Origin of the sequence: Pseudomonas sp. CFSAN084952 (genome assembly GCF_009648855.1) — a bacterium.
In the GTDB taxonomy this organism is placed as follows: domain Bacteria; phylum Pseudomonadota; class Gammaproteobacteria; order Pseudomonadales; family Pseudomonadaceae; genus Aquipseudomonas; species Aquipseudomonas paracarnis.
Genome location: NZ_CP045767.1, coordinates 5,236,106 through 5,251,370, shown reverse-complemented (window position 1 = coordinate 5,251,370; position 15,265 = coordinate 5,236,106). Strand labels below are relative to the sequence as shown.

At 61.2% G+C, this 15,265-nt stretch carries 14 protein-coding genes; 10 read left to right on the top strand and 4 right to left on the bottom strand.

All coding sequences use genetic code 11. The annotated features are described in order from the left end of the window. The first annotated feature begins 195 nt into the window (after positions 1 to 195). The gene (locus tag GH769_RS24020) at positions 196 to 1,689 is read left to right on the top strand and encodes an aldehyde dehydrogenase (protein WP_003195472.1); all 1,494 of its coding nucleotides are present in this window, start codon (positions 196 to 198) and stop codon (positions 1,687 to 1,689) included. Between the two features lie 177 nt (positions 1,690 to 1,866). Continuing rightward, positions 1,867 to 3,009, top strand: a complete 1,143-nt coding sequence (locus tag GH769_RS24015) for an MFS transporter (protein ID WP_014720477.1) — start codon at positions 1,867 to 1,869, stop codon at positions 3,007 to 3,009. A 125-nt stretch (positions 3,010 to 3,134) separates the two neighbouring features. Here GH769_RS24015 and GH769_RS24010 read toward each other — a convergent pair whose 3' ends face one another. Both GH769_RS24010 and GH769_RS24005 read right to left on the bottom strand, forming a co-directional pair. Further along, positions 3,135 to 4,703, bottom strand: coding sequence for a phospholipase D family protein (locus GH769_RS24010; RefSeq protein WP_032901893.1), 1,569 nt, complete (start codon positions 4,701 to 4,703; stop codon positions 3,135 to 3,137). Positions 4,704 to 4,764: 61 nt separating this feature from the next. Beyond that, positions 4,765 to 6,189 (bottom strand): PLP-dependent aminotransferase family protein, encoded by a 1,425-nt coding sequence (locus tag GH769_RS24005; RefSeq protein WP_003195467.1) that lies wholly within the window; start codon positions 6,187 to 6,189, stop codon positions 4,765 to 4,767. 166 nt (positions 6,190 to 6,355) lie between these two features. Here GH769_RS24005 and GH769_RS24000 point away from each other — a divergent pair, with 166 nt between their 5' ends. Further along, positions 6,356 to 6,580: a DUF1127 domain-containing protein gene (locus tag GH769_RS24000; RefSeq protein ID WP_032901894.1), complete on the top strand. Its 225-nt coding sequence runs from the start codon at positions 6,356 to 6,358 to the stop codon at positions 6,578 to 6,580. Here GH769_RS24000 and GH769_RS23995 read toward each other — a convergent pair whose 3' ends face one another. Continuing rightward, positions 6,581 to 7,873 (bottom strand): FAD-binding oxidoreductase, encoded by a 1,293-nt coding sequence (locus GH769_RS23995; RefSeq protein WP_032901895.1) that lies wholly within the window; start codon positions 7,871 to 7,873, stop codon positions 6,581 to 6,583. It lies immediately after the preceding gene. Positions 7,874 to 7,988: 115 nt separating this feature from the next. Here GH769_RS23995 and GH769_RS23990 point away from each other — a divergent pair, with 115 nt between their 5' ends. Beyond that, the gene (locus GH769_RS23990) at positions 7,989 to 8,342 is read left to right on the top strand and encodes a YkgJ family cysteine cluster protein (protein ID WP_003195461.1); all 354 of its coding nucleotides are present in this window, start codon (positions 7,989 to 7,991) and stop codon (positions 8,340 to 8,342) included. Positions 8,343 to 8,413: 71 nt separating this feature from the next. On the opposite strand, the gene GH769_RS23985 is transcribed toward GH769_RS23990, so the two are convergent. Continuing rightward, on the bottom strand, positions 8,414 to 8,902 hold the full coding sequence (locus tag GH769_RS23985) for an Lrp/AsnC ligand binding domain-containing protein (protein ID WP_003176896.1): 489 nt from the start codon (positions 8,900 to 8,902) through the stop codon (positions 8,414 to 8,416). Between the two features lie 156 nt (positions 8,903 to 9,058). Here GH769_RS23985 and dadA point away from each other — a divergent pair, with 156 nt between their 5' ends. From dadA to GH769_RS23955, 6 genes are all read left to right on the top strand, one after another. Continuing rightward, positions 9,059 to 10,360: a D-amino acid dehydrogenase gene (dadA, locus tag GH769_RS23980; RefSeq protein WP_014720473.1), complete on the top strand. Its 1,302-nt coding sequence runs from the start codon at positions 9,059 to 9,061 to the stop codon at positions 10,358 to 10,360. Next, entirely contained in the window at positions 10,332 to 10,685 is a 354-nt protein-coding gene (locus tag GH769_RS23975) for a RidA family protein (RefSeq protein ID WP_014720472.1), read from the top strand. The genes dadA and GH769_RS23975 overlap by 29 nt, the downstream gene beginning before the upstream one ends. A gap of 80 nt (positions 10,686 to 10,765) precedes the next feature. Continuing rightward, positions 10,766 to 11,839: an alanine racemase gene (gene alr, locus GH769_RS23970; protein ID WP_014720471.1), complete on the top strand. Its 1,074-nt coding sequence runs from the start codon at positions 10,766 to 10,768 to the stop codon at positions 11,837 to 11,839. A 116-nt stretch (positions 11,840 to 11,955) separates the two neighbouring features. Beyond that, positions 11,956 to 12,504 carry a cupin domain-containing protein gene (locus GH769_RS23965; protein WP_014720470.1) on the top strand — a complete coding sequence of 183 codons (549 nt, stop codon included), beginning with the start codon at positions 11,956 to 11,958 and terminating at the stop codon, positions 12,502 to 12,504. Positions 12,505 to 12,686: 182 nt separating this feature from the next. Continuing rightward, positions 12,687 to 13,097, top strand: coding sequence for a cytochrome c5 family protein (locus GH769_RS23960; RefSeq protein ID WP_019819811.1), 411 nt, complete (start codon positions 12,687 to 12,689; stop codon positions 13,095 to 13,097). Positions 13,098 to 13,235: 138 nt separating this feature from the next. Further along, positions 13,236 to 15,158, top strand: a complete 1,923-nt coding sequence (locus tag GH769_RS23955) for an acetyl-CoA hydrolase/transferase C-terminal domain-containing protein (protein WP_014720468.1) — start codon at positions 13,236 to 13,238, stop codon at positions 15,156 to 15,158. Positions 15,159 to 15,265: the final 107 nt, after the last annotated feature.

Below are 15,265 nucleotides of genomic sequence, written 5' to 3'. Positions count from 1 at the left end.
AAAGTCTATGTTTATTAAAATGAACATCGCAAGGGCGTTTGCCGCCGTTATGTCAAATATATTGAAACATCCCCAGCCGCTGGTTTAGGGTGGCAGCTGCCTTGAGCCGAACAGCAGGCTGGTCGGGCAAGCATTCGTGATGGCGCCGGGATAAACCTCCCAGGCCCTTGTATTCAATAAGAGGAGGACACTCGCATGACCACCCTGACCCGTGCCGACTGGGAACAACGCGCCAAGGCTCTGAAGATCGAAGGCCGCGCCTATATCAATGGCGAATACACCGCCGCCGTTTCCGGTGACACCTTCGAATGCATCAGCCCGGTGGATGGGCGCTTGCTGGCCACTGTCGCCAGCTGTGATGCCAGCGATGCCCAGCGCGCCGTGGAAAATGCGCGTGCCACTTTCAATTCCGGCGTGTGGTCGCGCCTGGCACCGGCCAAGCGCAAGTCCGTCATGATCCGTTTCGCCGCGCTGCTCAAGGCTAACGCCGAAGAACTGGCGCTGCTTGAAACCCTGGATATGGGCAAGCCCATCAGCGATTCCCTGAACATCGACGTCCCCGGCGCGGCGCAAGCCCTGAGCTGGAGCGGCGAGGCGATCGACAAGATCTACGACGAAGTCGCCGCCACGCCCCACGATCAACTGGGCCTGGTGACCCGCGAGCCCGTCGGTGTTGTTGGCGCCATCGTGCCGTGGAACTTCCCGTTGATGATGGCGTGCTGGAAACTCGGCCCGGCGCTGTCCACCGGCAACTCTGTCATCCTGAAGCCGTCCGAAAAGTCCCCGCTCACCGCCATCCGCATCGCCGCGTTGGCCGTTGAGGCTGGTATTCCAAAAGGCGTGTTCAACGTGCTGCCTGGCTATGGCCACACCGTGGGTAACGCCCTGGCGGTGCACATGGACGTCGATACCCTGGTGTTCACGGGCTCCACCAAGATCGCCAAGCAACTGTTGATCCGCTCCGGCGAGTCGAACATGAAGCGTGTATGGCTGGAAGCCGGTGGCAAGAGCCCGAACATCGTGTTTGCCGACGCGCCGAACCTGCAAGCGGCGGCCGAATCCGCCGCCAGCGCCATTGCCTTCAACCAGGGCGAAGTCTGCACTGCCGGCTCGCGCCTGCTGGTCGAGCGTTCGATCAAAGACACCTTCCTGCCGCTGGTGATCGAGGCCCTCAAGGGCTGGAAACCCGGCAATCCACTGGACCCAGCCACCACTGTGGGTGCGTTGGTGGATACGCAGCAGATGAACACCGTGCTTTCGTACATTGAAGCCGGCCACGCCGACGGCGCCAAGCTGGTCGCGGGTGGCAAGCGCACCCTGGAAGAGTCCGGCGGCACCTACGTCGAGCCGACGATTTTCGACGGCGTGACCAATGCCATGAAGATCGCCCAGGAAGAGATCTTTGGCCCGGTCCTGTCGGTGATCACTTTCGACAGCGCCGAAGAAGCCATCGCCATCGCCAACGACACCCAATACGGCCTGGCTGCGGCGGTGTGGACGGCGGATATCTCCAAGGCACACCTGACGGCCAAGGCTCTGCGCGCCGGCAGCGTGTGGGTTAACCAGTACGACGGCGGCGACATGACCGCACCGTTCGGTGGTTTCAAGCAGTCGGGTAATGGCCGCGACAAGTCGCTGCATGCATTCGACAAGTACACCGAGCTGAAGGCGACCTGGATCAAGCTCTAAGCAACACTGCTGATCCCCTGTAGGAGCGAGCCTGTGTGGGAACTGGCTTGCCTGCGATAGCATCACTGAGGTGTGGCTGACACACCGAGGCGTCTGTATCGCAGGCAAGCCAGCTCCCACATAAGCTCGCTCCTACAGTTCGTTTTGCGAAGCAGAATTATCCACAGGAGCGTGGCAATGCGTTGGGCGACATATTTCGCCGTGCTGGCCTCGGTACTCAGCGTTGGCCTGGCCCTGGGTGTCAGCATGCCGTTGGTATCCCTGCGTCTTGAAGGTTGGGGTTATGGCAGTTTCGCCATTGGCGTGATGGCGGCGATGCCGGCATTCGGCGTCCTGCTGGGCGCCAAGGTCTCCAGCCGCATGGCGTCCTGGCTCGGCACTGCCAACCTGATGCGCCTGTGCCTGTGGGCCGGTGCGGTGTCCATCGGCTTGCTGGCGATCCTGCCCAGCTACCCGGTGTGGCTGGTGCTCAGGCTGATGATCGGGGTGATCCTGACCATCGTATTCATCCTTGGCGAAAGCTGGATCAACCAACTGGTGGTCGAGCAGTGGCGTGGCCGGCTGGTGGCGCTCTACGGCTGCAGCTATGCCTTGAGCCAGCTGTCGGGGCCGTTGCTGCTGGGCCTGATAGGCACCGATCATGACTATGGCTTCTGGGTCGGCGCAGGCCTTTTAGTGGTGGCGCCGTTACTGTTGCTAGGACGTACCGGGGCGCCGACAGCGGATTCGTTCAGCATGACGTTTGGCGACCTGTGGCGCTTTTGCCTTGGCCTGCCGGCGATTGCCTGGGCTGTGGCGTTGTTCGCTGCCTTCGAAGCGATGATTCTGACGTTGTTGCCGGTGTACTGCCTGCAACAGGGTTTTACCGCTGAGATCGCCTTGGCGATGGTCAGCACGGTGGTGGTGGGCGATGCGTTGCTGCAATTGCCCATTGGCGCGCTGGCCGACTACCTGCCGCGACGCACTCTGTTTCTGGCCTGTGCACTGCTGTTGCTGGCGTCGAGCCTGGCGGTGCCGTTATTGATGCACACCTTGCTGATCTGGCCGGTGTGGGTGCTGTTCGGCGCCAGTGCCGGCGGTTTGTTTACCTTGTCGCTGATTTTGATTGGCGAGCGCTACCGCGACGATGCGTTGGTGCGTGCCAACGCTCACGTGGCGCAGCTGTGGGGCATTGGCTGCCTGATCGGGCCGCTGGTGGCAGGAGCGGGCAGCCAGTGGATCAGCGGGCATGCGCTGCCGCTGTTGATGGCTGCCGGGGCGCTGGGGTTGGTGGTGCTGTTGCTGCGCCAGGGGGCTTTCGGCGCTACGCAGCCGGCCTGACCTTTAAACGCGGCCAATGTGGGAGCTGGCTTGCCTGCGATGACGGTTTGTCAGCCAGCTGATTTGTTGTCTGGCACACCGCTATCGCGGGCAAGCCCGGCTCCCACAGGTGATCCGCAGGGGTTTTAGAGCATGCGTTCCAGGCCAACACTGGTGGCGAACCAGGCGTTGAACCGCCGCCACCAACTGCCCGGTTCGCAAGTCAGAGTGTGCATCTGGCCGTTGTCTTCTGTCACCCACACCACTTGGCCGTCCTGCAGTTTGGCCTCATAGCTCAACGCTGGCGCCATACCTTCCAGCGCCAGGTTGCGCACGTGTTCGGCCAGTTCGGGGCTGTCCACCAGTACGCCGACTTCGGTGTTCCACAGCACTGAGCGCGGGTCGAAATTGAATGAGCCGATAAACGACTTTTCTCGATCGAAAATCATCGCCTTGCTGTGCAGGCTGGAGTCCGAGCCGCGCCAGCTGCCATGCCGAAACAGGTGCGGGCCGCTGCTTGCGCTGGGATCGCCCGGCTGCCGGCGCAGCTCATAGAGCTTCACCCCGTGCTCCAGCAGTGCCTTGCGATACGGCGCATAACCGCCGTGCACGGCCGGTACGTCGGTGGCTTCGAGGGCGTTGGTCAGCAGGCGCACCGAAACACCCGCATCGGCACGCCCTGTGAGGTAGACCAGCCCAGGTTGGCCCGGTACGAAGTAAGCCGAAATCATGATCAGCTCATGGCTGACCCCCGCCAGCTCTGGCGCCAGCTGGGTGGTCAGCAACAGTCGCGGGTCGGGGTCGGCCTTGGCCAGTACCTTGCTCGGTGCGTCCCACAGCGCCTGGTTCCAGGCCCAGATCAACTCGCGGCGCCAGATGTCCATGCGGGGCTGGGTCTGGTAAGTGCGCAGGCGGTTATACAGCGCGTGGTTCTGCTGACGGGACTGAGCCAGGGAGGCTTCAAGGCGCCCGCGGGCGACGGCGAGGTCGACCTTGGAGGGTTTGTTCGAGACGAAGTCATCGATAGGCTTGCTCAGGGCGCTGTTCCAGTACTGGTCGAAGCTGTGACCCAATTGCTCGGCTACCGGCCCGACGCTGAGCATGTCGATGTCGGTGAAATTCAGGTTGGGTTCGGCGTCGAAATACTCGTCGCCCAGGTTGCGCCCGCCAACGATGGCCACGCTGTTATCGGCCAGCCACAGCTTGTTATGCATGCGCCGGTGTTGCAGCGACAGGTTGAATACACGGCCCATGGCGCGTGTAACGCCGGTGCTGCGCCCCAGGTGCAGCGGGTTGAACAGGCGTATCTGCACCTTGGGATGGGCGGCGAGGGTGGCGATGATCTGGTCGAGGCCATCGCTGGTGGTGTCGTCCAGTAGAATGCGTACGCGCACCCCGCGGTCGGCGGCCTTGAGCAGTTCGTCCACAAGCATGCGTGTGCTGATGCCGTCGTGCACGATGTAGTACTGCAAGTCGAGGCTGGTCTGGGCGTTGCGGATCAACTCGGCGCGGGCCATGAAGGCTTCACTGCTGTTGGGCAGCAAACGAAAGCCCGAGCGCCCTTGGTAGGGGGCGGCCTGGGCCTGGATCGAGCGACCGAACGAGGAGTCCTTCGCCGGCAGGGCATCGCTGGGGATGCGCGGGGTGTCGACCGTGGCGCAGCCGCCCAGGGCCAGGGCGGCCAGCAGGCAAAACGGTAAAAGCCGTCGAATCATCAAGGAAACTGCTTCCAGGTCAGGGCGGTTGTGGCATATGACGGCAATTGCTCGGGAAAGGTCAGTCCGCCGTCTCTTCCAGCATCTTGCCAGCGGCAGCACCTACCTTGCGCACGGCCTCTTCAATCTGCGCTGTTGGCTTGGCAGCGTAGTTCATGCGCAAGCAGTTACGGTACTTGCCGGAAGCGGAGAAGATACTGCCTACCGCCACCTGTACGCCTTGTTCCACCAGCACGCGGTTGAGCTTCAAGGTGTCGAAGCCCTCCGGCAGCTCGATCCATAACATAAAGCTGCCCTGGGGCCGGCTGGCACGCGTACCAGCGGGAAAATAACGGCTGACCCAATCCAGCATCAAGTCGCGATTACGTTGGTATTGGGTGCGCATCCTGCGTAAATGCGGCTCGAAATGACCGCCTTTGAGGAATTCTGCAATGGCAATCTGCGGCTGTGTAGCCGTAGAACCGGTGCTGATGTATTTCATGTGCAGCACCCGTTCCAGATAGCGTCCCGGTGCGACCCAGCCAATGCGCAGACCGGGCGCCAGGGTTTTGGAGAACGAGCTGCACAGCAGCACACGCCCGTCTTCATCGAAGGATTTGATGGTGCGCGGGCGTGGGTAGCTGTAGGCCAGCTCGCCATACACATCGTCTTCGATAATCGCCACGTCAAAGCGCTGGGCCAGGGTCAGCAAGGCGCGTTTGCGCGCTTCCGGCATGATGTAGCCCAAGGGGTTGTTGCAGTTTGGGGTGAGCTGGATGACTTTGATCGGCCACTGCTCCAGCGCCAGCTCCAGGGCCTCCAGGCTGATGCCGGTGAGCGGGTCGGTGGGGATTTCCAGGGCTTTCATGCCCAGGCCCTTGAGGGTCTGCATGGCACCGTGGAAGCTGGGCGAATCCACCGCGACGATATCGCCGGGCTCACAAATGGCGTGAATGCTGGCGGAGAGGGCTTCGTGGCAACCGGTGGTGATCACGATGTCTTCGGCGCTCAGTTGGCAACCGGAGTCCAATGAAAGCCGGGCGATTTGCTCACGCAGTTCCATACAGCCGAGGATATTGTCGTAATACAGCCCCGGCAGGTCTTGGCGCCGGCTGACACGGGCGAGGCTACGCAGCAGCGGCTTCAAGGTGGGCGACAATACATCCGGCATGCCCCGACCCATCTGTATGACGTCTTTGCGCGGCACCGCACGAATCAGTTCCAGCACCAGGTCCCACTGGGAGATTTCCACTGGGCGTTGGGCCGGGCGGCCAATCTCGGGCAGTGCCGGCAGTTCACGGCCCACCGGAACAAAATAGCCCGACTTGGGCTTGGGCATCGCCAGGCCGTTGTCTTCGAGCAACCGATACGCCTGCTGCACGGTGCTCAGGCTCACCCCATGTTCCACACTCAAGGCCCGCACCGAGGGCAGTCGATCGCCCGGACGATAGAAGCCCTGCTCAATGCGGGTGCCGAGCAATTCGGCGAGGTTGACGTAAAGAGTCATGGTGGTCGCTCCCGAGGGACCAGTACAGATAGAGGGAAAATACAGGATTCAGCCACGCATAGGGAGTATCTGTATGGATCTAATAAAAGTTGGCTGAATCTGTAATGGTTCTGGCCGCCCGCGCATGCTGGTCACTCAAGGCAACAGGCCAATGAGGGGCAGTCAAATGAGCGGCATGAGCGATGTACGGCTGGCGTTACGCAGTCAGGAACTGGAAGCGGGGCAGGAGCAGGCGCTCACTGCCCCGGCGCCTGGCCGCTGGCATCTGTTCTGGCGCCGTCGCCATACGCGCAAGGCCCTGCTGGACCTGAGCCGCGAGCAGTTACGCGACATCGGGCTGACCGCCGAGCAGGCGCGCCGTGAGGGTTTGAAACCCTTCTGGCGCGATTGATCAGAGCAGTTCTTTGAGGCGGTGCCAGAGCATCCCCAGGGCCAGCAACGGCGAACGCAGGTGTTTGCCGCCGGGGAAGGTGATGTGTGGCACCTGAGCGAATAGATCGAAGCGCCCCTGTTGCTGGCCGCTGATGGCCTCGGCCAGCAGCTTGCCCGCCAGGTGCGTGGCGTTGAGGCCATGGCCGGCATAGGCCTGGGCGTAATACACGTTGGGTTGATCGGCCAGGCAGCCAATCTGCGGCAGGCGGTTGGCGCCGATGCCGATCATGCCGCCCCATTGGTAGTCGATTTTCACGTCTGCCAATTGGGGGAATACCTGCAGCATCTTCGGCCGCATGTAGGCGCCGATGTCCTTGGGGTCTCGACCGGAGTAGTGGCAGGCGCCGCCGAACAACAGGCGACGGTCGGCGGACAGGCGGAAGTAATCCACCGTCACGCGCTGGTCACACACGGCCATGTTCTGCGGTAACAGGCTGGTGGCTTGCGCCTCGCTCAAGGGCTCGGTGGCAATGATGTAGCTGCCGGCGGGCAACACCTTGCCGCTCAGTTGCGGGTTGAGCCCGTTCAGGTAGGCGTTGCAGGCCAGTACCAGGGTCTTGGCGCGCACAGTGCCTTGGGCGGTGTGCACCTTGACCTCAGGGCCATAGTCGATACGGGTCACTTGGGATTGCTCGTACAGCGCCACGCCCAACTGCTGGGCAACGGCAGCCTCACCCAGTGCCAGGTTCAGCGGGTGCAGATGGCCGGAACCCATATCGATCATGCCGCCTACATAGCGATCAGAGCCGATTACGGTGCCCATCTCGCTGGCTTGCAACAGGCGCACTTCGTGGCGGTAACCCAGGCTGCGCAGCTCTTCGGCATCCTCGGCCAGGCCCTGCAGGTCGCGGGGTTTATTGGCCAGGTCGCAGTAGCCCCAAGTCAGGTCACAGGGGATCTGGAAGCGCTCCACACGCTCGCGCACGATCTCCACGGCTTCCAGGCCCATCAGCTTCATCTGGCGCACGCCGTCGCTGCCGATCACCTGGGTGAACTGATCCAGCCCGTGGCCGACACCGCGAATCAACTGGCCGCCATTGCGCCCGCTGGCGCCCCAACCGATTTTGCGCGCCTCCAGCAACACCACGCGAAAGCCGCGCTCGGCCAATTCCAAGGCGGTGTTGAGCCCGGAGAACCCCCCGCCGATCACACAGACATCGGCGTTTACCTCACCGGTCAGCGTCGGGTAATCCGGTTGCGGCACGCTGCTGGCGGCGTAGTAGGAAGCGGTGTGCCGGGCGCTGGCGGTCATGGGGAACCTCCCTGTCTGGAAAATTTGACGCAGGATACAGTGGTCGCACGACGCTGTCTGCGCGGGGCGTTTTGCGTCAGAATCCACGTCTATTCGCCGTTCGGTATGGGTTTCGATGAGTTGCAACAGTCAGAAAATCAGCGCGCTGCGTCGCCAGATTCCTTCGTTCGAGTGCGTTCCCGGTTGCCACGACTGCTGTGGGCCGGTGACCACCTCGCCCGAGGAAATGTCGCGCCTGCCGCGCAAGACCGCTGCCGAGCAAGAGGCGGCGATGGACGAGCTGAACTGCGTGCACCTGGGGCCCAAGGGTTGCACGGTGTATGACGAGCGGCCGCTGATCTGTCGCCTGTTCGGCACCACCAAGACCTTGCCGTGCCCTAATGGCCGCCGGCCAGTGGAGCTGATTCATCCGCGGGTGGAGAAGCAGATTCATGAGTACATGGCGAGTACCCGGCAGGTGTTGGTCTAGCGGATGTACTCGGTTAAAACCAAGGGAGCAGGCACGCCAGCTCCCACATTTGACCGTGTTGTGTCAGTGGGTCAGTCAGGGATCGGCAGGTTCAGGCTTTCTTTCACCTCTTCCATCACGATATAGCTCTTGGATTCGCGTACATGGGGGAGTTTGAGCAGGATATCGCCCAGCAATTTGCGGTACGAAGCCATCTCCGAGATTCGCGCTTTCACCAGGTAGTCGAAATCACCCGACACTAGATGGCACTCCAGCACGTGAGGCAGTTTCAGCACGGCTCGGCGAAATTCTTCAAAGGTGTCACCCGACTTGTAATCCAGGCTGATCTCGACAAATACCAGCAAACTGCCCTTCAAATGCTGGGGATTGAGCCGTGCGTTGTAGCCCATGATGATCCCTTCGCGCTCCAGGCGCCGCACGCGCTCGGTGCAGGGCGTGGTGGACAGCCCGACCTTTTCCCCCAGCTCCGTGAACGAGATGCGCCCGTCGGTTTGCAGGATGCGCAGGATATTGCGGTCGATCTTGTCCAGCTCCCGTTTGGTCTGGGTGTTGGTACGCATAGGGGATACGCCTCTGTCAAAAGGGTTTTTGCCAAGAATTGTCGCCAAATATAGGCATTTATATAGTGAAATGCACTGTCGATTGTTTTTTACACTGCGCTCATCATTGCTCGAATAACACACGTCAGCGGCCAAGCCCGCGATGAGGATATAAAAATGCGCGTTCTGGTCTTGGGTAGCGGCGTCATTGGGGTGACCAGTGCCTATTATTTGGCGCGGGCCGGCTTTGATGTCGTGGTGGTTGATCGTCAGCCTGCCGCTGCCATGGAAACCAGTTTCGCCAACGCCGGCCAGGTCTCCCCTGGGTATGCTTCGCCCTGGGCCGCGCCGGGTGTGCCACTCAAGGCGATCAAGTGGCTGTTGCAACGCCACGCGCCGTTGGCAATCAAGGCCACTGCTGATATCGACCAATACCTGTGGATGGCGCAGATGCTGCGCAACTGCACGGCCAGCCGCTACGCGGTGAACAAGGAACGCATGGTGCGCCTGTCCGAGTACAGCCGCGACTGCCTCGACGAATTGCGCGCCGAGACCGGCATTGCCTACGAAGGGCGCAGCCTCGGGACTACCCAACTGTTCCGCACCCAGGCCCAACTCGATGGTGCCGCCAAGGACATCGCCGTGCTGAAAGAGTCCGGCGTGCCATTCGAATTGCTCGACCGCGCCGGCATTGCCCGGGTTGAACCGGCTCTGGGCAGCGTCACCGATATCCTCGCTGGTGCCTTGCGCCTGCCCAACGACCAGACGGGCGATTGCCAGATATTCACCACGCGCCTGGTCGACATGTGCAAACAATTGGGCGTGGAATTCCGCTTCGAACAAGACATCCAGCGCCTGGACTACGCAGGCGACCGCATCAATGGTGTGCTGATCGACGGCAAGCTGGAAACCGCCGACCGCTATGTACTGGCCCTCGGCAGTTACTCGCCCAAGTTACTCAAGCCATTGGGCATCAAGGCGCCCGTGTACCCGCTCAAGGGCTACTCGCTGACCGTGCCGATCACTAACCCGGCAATGGCGCCGACCTCGACCATTCTCGATGAAACCTACAAAGTCGCGATCACCCGTTTCGACAACCGTATTCGCGTCGGTGGCATGGCTGAAATAGCCGGTTTTGACCTGTCGCTGAACCCGCGGCGACGTGAAACCCTGGAGATGATCGTCAACGACCTTTATCCTCAGGGCGGCGATCTGGCCCAAGCCAGTTTCTGGACCGGCCTGCGCCCGACCACCCCAGACGGCACGCCGATTGTGGGTGCCACGCCGTTCAAGAACCTGTTCCTGAATACAGGCCACGGTACCCTCGGTTGGACCATGGCCTGTGGTTCGGGTCGCTTGCTGGCCGACCTGATGGCGAAGAAAACGCCGCAGATCAGCGCCGCAGGCCTCGATATTTCCCGTTATGGCAACCACCAGGAGTCCGCACAACATGTCAATCCAGCGCCAGCTCACCAATGAGCGCATGAGCCAGATCGTTGTCCACAGCGGTACCGTGTACCTGGCAGGGCAGGTAGGCGACGACATGAGCGCCGGGATTGAACAGCAAACCCGTGAAACCCTGGTCAATATCGAGCGCTTGCTGGACTTGGCCGGTACTGACAAGTCCAGGTTGCTGTCGGTGACGATCTACCTGAAAGACATCGACGCCGACTTCGCCGGCATGAACGCGGTGTGGGACAAGTGGCTGCCCAAAGGCGTCGCCCCGGCCCGCGCCACTGTGCAAGCCAAGCTGTGCGAACCCGAGATTCTGGTAGAGCTGTCAGTCGTGGCTGCGCTGCCTTAACAATGATCCCTCTCCCGGTGCCGGCGTTGTTGGTCTGCACCGGTTTTTTTATTGACTTTGCTGCCTAGAAGCCTGCCGACATGCGTCCAGCCCGTGCCCTGATCGATCTCCAAGCCCTGCGCCATAACTACCAATTGGCCCGAGAAGTCACCGGGGCCAAGGCCCTTGCCGTGATCAAGGCGGATGCCTACGGTCATGGCGCGGTGCCCGTGGCCCAGGCACTGGAGGCGCAAGCCGACGGGTTTGCCGTGGCGTGCATCGAGGAAGCGCTGGAACTGCGCGCCGCCGGCATTCGTGCGCCGGTGTTGCTGCTTGAAGGTTTTTTCGAAGCCGACGAGTTGCCGCTGATCATCGAGCAGGATTTGTGGTGCGTGGTGCATTCGTTGTGGCAGTTGGAAGCCATCGAGCAAGCTCGTTTGAGCAAGCCGCTGACAGTGTGGCTGAAGCTGGACTCGGGCATGCACCGTGTGGGCCTGCACCCCAAGGATTACCAGGAAGCGTATCAGCGCCTGCTGGCGAGTGGCAAAGTGGCGAAAATCGTGCTGATGAGTCATTTTGCCCGCGCCGATGAGCTCGATTGCGTCAGCAGCAACGAACAAGTAACGGTGTTTGAGGCGGCGCGCCAGGGGCTGGCGGCTGAGGTCAGCCTGCGCAACTCACCGTCTGTATTGGGCTGGCCGAGCGTGTCCAGCGACTGGGTGCGCCCCGGTATCATGCTTTACGGCGCAACGCCCTTTGGCGAAGACCAGGCCATTGCGGCGCGCTTGCAGCCGGTGATGACCCTGGAGTCCAAAGTGATCTGCGTACGCGAATTGCCGGCCGGTGAGCCGGTGGGCTATGGCGCCAGGTTCGTCACGTCCAAGCCGATGCGCATCGGCGTGGTTGCCATGGGCTATGCCGACGGTTACCCGCGCCATGCGCCTACCGGCACACCGGTGCTGGTCGCTGGCCAGCGCAGCCGGCTGCTGGGGCGCGTGTCCATGGACATGCTGTGTGTCGACCTCACCGACTTGCCCCAGGCGGGCCTTGGTTCCACCGTAGAGCTGTGGGGCAAGCACATCCTCGCCAGCGATGTGGCCGTGGCCGCCGAGACCATCCCTTATCAGATTTTCTGCAATCTGCGCCGAGTGCCAAGGCTCTATAGCGGCGCTTAGCCGCCGGCAACGAACCGAGCACGCCGGGATTTAGGCCCAAGTGTTGTAAATACTGAACGCTGTCGCCATGATAACGCTCAATTACAACAAAGCCTGAATCCTAGGAGGCTCCTGCATTGGACGTCGGCGAACGACTGCAATCCATCCGTAAACTCAAAGGTCTTTCCCAGCGTGAGCTCGCCAAGCGTGCGGGCGTCACCAACAGCACCATTTCGATGATCGAGAAAAACAGCGTCAGCCCCTCGATCAGCTCCCTGCGCAAGGTGCTGGGCGGTATCCCCATGTCCATGGTCGAGTTCTTTTCCGAAGAAGTCCTCCAGGAAATACCGACGCAGATCGTCTATAAAGCCAATGAGCTGATCGACATCTCTGACGGTGCCGTCACCATGAAACTGGTGGGCCGGGCGCGCCCAAGCCGGGCCATCGCATTTCTCAATGAAATCTACCCTCCGGGTGCCGACACGGGCGAAGAAATGCTCACTCATGAAGGCGAAGAAACCGGAATTCTGGTGGAAGGGCGCCTGGAATTGGTGGTCGGCCTTGAAACTTTTGTGCTCGAAGCGGGCGATAGCTACTACTTTGAAAGCACCAGGCCTCATCGTTTTCGCAATCCGTTCGACGTGCCGGCGCGACTAATCAGCGCAGCCACACCCGCGAACTTTTAAGAATAGAGGCGCCCTGCCAGCGTTGCAGAGGTTCCCGCAGCTGTACACCGTGAGGCCGAATCTCCCTTTATTTAATAGGGTTGTTTCGGCCAGGCGGGCTAACCGTTATACTTTCGCCGCCTGCGAAACCGTGGCCGCAGGCGTGAATAGCCACCATTGAGGGTGAACGCGTGAACCTAATTATGAAAATGCTGGCTGCACCAGCAACCGTACTGGCCCTATGGGCTGTCAGCGCTCAAGCTGCGACCAATGATGACATTGCCAAGCGCCTGGAGCCTGTGGGCCAGGTTTGCGTCCAGGGCCAGGAATGCAAGGGCATGGAAGTTGCCGTGGCAGCCGGCGGCGGCGGCGCGAAAACCCCCGATGATATCATCGCCAAGCACTGTAACGCGTGCCACGGCAGCGGCCTTTTGGGTGCGCCAAAGATTGGCGACACCGCCGCATGGAAAGAACGCGCCGACCATCAAGGTGGCCTCGATGGCATCCTGGCAAAGGCCATCACCGGTATCAACGCCATGCCGCCCAAAGGCACCTGCGCTGATTGCTCGGACGACGACCTCAAAGGTGCGATCAAGAAGATGTCCGGGCTGTAATCGGTCGATCTTCGTCAAAAATGCCGCTTACGAGCGGCTTTTTTGTGCCCGCGATTTGGTATTCAGGCTGTTCATTGCAGCAAAGACCCGGCAAGCTCGGTCCAACCCCTAATTCATGGAATGTTCGGGAGCAGTCGGATGGTGCAGTTGTGTTCAATCGAGCAAGCAGTTGACGACGTACTGGAGCGCCTGCCGGCGCATATCCACATGGGCATGCCGCTGGGGCTGGGCAAGCCCAACCTGTTCGTCAACGCGCTGTACCGGCGTATCGCAAAGTTGCCCGAACGGGCGCTGACGCTTTATACCGCGCTGAGCCTGGGTCGGCCTACGCAGGGTGATGGTCTTCAAAAGCGCTTTCTCGAACCCTTCATCGAACGGGTGTTTGGCGACTACCCCGAACTGGATTTCCTCGCGGACCTGCACAGGGGCAGCCTGCCGAAGAATATCCGTGTGCAGCAATTCTTCATGCAGCCCGGTAGCCTGCTCCACAGCGCCGCGGCGCAGCAGGATTACGTCAGCAGCAACTACAGCCATGCGGCCCGCGACATCAATGCCGCCGGCCTGAACCTGGTGGCGCAATTGGTTGCCAGTAGCAGCGAGCATCCCGACCGCCTGAGCCTGAGCTGCAACCCGGATATCACTCTCGACCTGCTGCCCATGATCGCCAAGCGCCGCGCGGCCGGGGAGACCATCCTGGTCGTCGGCCAGGTCCATAGCGATTTGCCCTACATGCCTGGCGATGCCGAGTTGGGCATGGATGAGTTCGACTACCTGCTGGATGAAAAAGACAGCACCACGTTGTTCTCCACCCCGAATATGCCGGTGGGCTTTCAGGATCATTTTATCGGCCTGCATGCCAGCACCCTGGTGCGTGATGGCGGTACGTTGCAGATTGGCATCGGCTCCATGGGCGATGCCCTGACGGCTGCCCTGCTGGCGCGCCAGGCCGACAACGAAGCCTATCGCCTGTTGCTCACCGACTTGGATGTGTACCAGTGGGCACCGTTGATCAGCCGCGAAGGCGGCGTTGAGCCGTTTGCCCGTGGCCTTTACGGTTGCAGCGAGATGTTCGTCAACGGCCTGCTGGTATTGGCCGATGCCGGGATCGTGCGGCGCAAGGTCTACCCGGATGTGGCGACCCAGATGCAGGCCAACGCGGGCACCCTGGACGACGCGGCGCAACCTGATGGCGTGTCGATTCATGGCGGTTTCTTCCTGGGACCGCGCAGTTTTTACCAGCGCCTGCAGGAAATGACCCATGCCAAGCGCCAGGCATTCAACATGACCCGCATCAGCTACATCAACGAGCTGTACGGGCAGGAAGAACTCAAGCGCCTGCAGCGCCTGGATGCTCGGTTTATCAACAGCGCCATCATGGTCACCTTGCTCGGTGCTGGCGTGGCTGATCAGTTGGAAGACGGTCGCGTGCTCAGTGGTGTGGGCGGGCAATACAATTTCGTGGCCCAGGGGCATGCGCTGGAAGGTGCACGCTCAATCCTGATTTTGCGCAGCTGGCGTGAGTCGGCGGGTGAGGTCAGTTCCAATATTGTCTGGGAGTACGGCCACTGCACCATTCCCCGGCACCTGCGGGATATCGTCATTACCGAATACGGTATTGCCGACTTGCGCGGTCAGACGGATGCCAAGGTGATCGAAGCGTTGCTGAACATCACTGACTCAAGGTTCCAGCACGACTTGATTGAGCAGGCGCAAAAGGCCGGCAAACTGCCCAAGGATTTCCAGTTGGATCCGCGTTTTGCCGACAACACGCCAGAGCGGCTTCAGGCGATTCAGGCCAGGCATCGTCGCCTGTTCCCGGAATACCCCCTGGGCAGCGACTTCACGAATGAAGAGCGGGATTTGTTACGAGCGCTGAACTGGCTCAAGAGCAAATTCAAGCTCACGGAAATTCTGGAGTTGGGCAAGGCGGCACTCGACGCGCCGGAGCCGGAGGCGTTTCCCGAGCATTTGCAGCGCATGCGCTTGGATAAGCCGGAGGGCATCAAGGAAGACCTGTATCAACGCTTGCTGCTGGCCGGACTGCAGGCCACCGCCCACTGACAGCGCAACGCAAAAGCTAATGTGGGAGCTGCTTGCCTGCGATGTGGGCCTGTCAGTCGACATCTCTGTCGACTGACACACCGCTATCGCAGGCAAGCCAGCTCCCA

Excerpts from the sequence above, each read along its gene's own strand:
- GH769_RS24020 (WP_003195472.1), top strand. The coding sequence starts at position 196 with ATGACCACCCTGACCCGTGCCGACTGGGAACAACGCGCCAAGGCTCTG.
- GH769_RS24015 (WP_014720477.1), top strand. The coding sequence starts at position 1,867 with ATGCGTTGGGCGACATATTTCGCCGTGCTGGCCTCGGTACTCAGCGTT.
- GH769_RS24010 (WP_032901893.1), bottom strand. The coding sequence starts at position 4,703 with ATGATTCGACGGCTTTTACCGTTTTGCCTGCTGGCCGCCCTGGCCCTG.
- GH769_RS24005 (WP_003195467.1), bottom strand. The coding sequence starts at position 6,189 with ATGACTCTTTACGTCAACCTCGCCGAATTGCTCGGCACCCGCATTGAG.
- GH769_RS24000 (WP_032901894.1), top strand. The coding sequence starts at position 6,356 with ATGAGCGGCATGAGCGATGTACGGCTGGCGTTACGCAGTCAGGAACTG.
- GH769_RS23995 (WP_032901895.1), bottom strand. The coding sequence starts at position 7,873 with ATGACCGCCAGCGCCCGGCACACCGCTTCCTACTACGCCGCCAGCAGC.
- GH769_RS23990 (WP_003195461.1), top strand. The coding sequence starts at position 7,989 with ATGAGTTGCAACAGTCAGAAAATCAGCGCGCTGCGTCGCCAGATTCCT.
- GH769_RS23985 (WP_003176896.1), bottom strand. The coding sequence starts at position 8,902 with ATGCGTACCAACACCCAGACCAAACGGGAGCTGGACAAGATCGACCGC.
- dadA (WP_014720473.1), top strand. The coding sequence starts at position 9,059 with ATGCGCGTTCTGGTCTTGGGTAGCGGCGTCATTGGGGTGACCAGTGCC.
- GH769_RS23975 (WP_014720472.1), top strand. The coding sequence starts at position 10,332 with ATGTCAATCCAGCGCCAGCTCACCAATGAGCGCATGAGCCAGATCGTT.
- alr (WP_014720471.1), top strand. The coding sequence starts at position 10,766 with ATGCGTCCAGCCCGTGCCCTGATCGATCTCCAAGCCCTGCGCCATAAC.
- GH769_RS23960 (WP_019819811.1), top strand. The coding sequence starts at position 12,687 with ATGAAAATGCTGGCTGCACCAGCAACCGTACTGGCCCTATGGGCTGTC.
- GH769_RS23955 (WP_014720468.1), top strand. The coding sequence starts at position 13,236 with ATGGTGCAGTTGTGTTCAATCGAGCAAGCAGTTGACGACGTACTGGAG.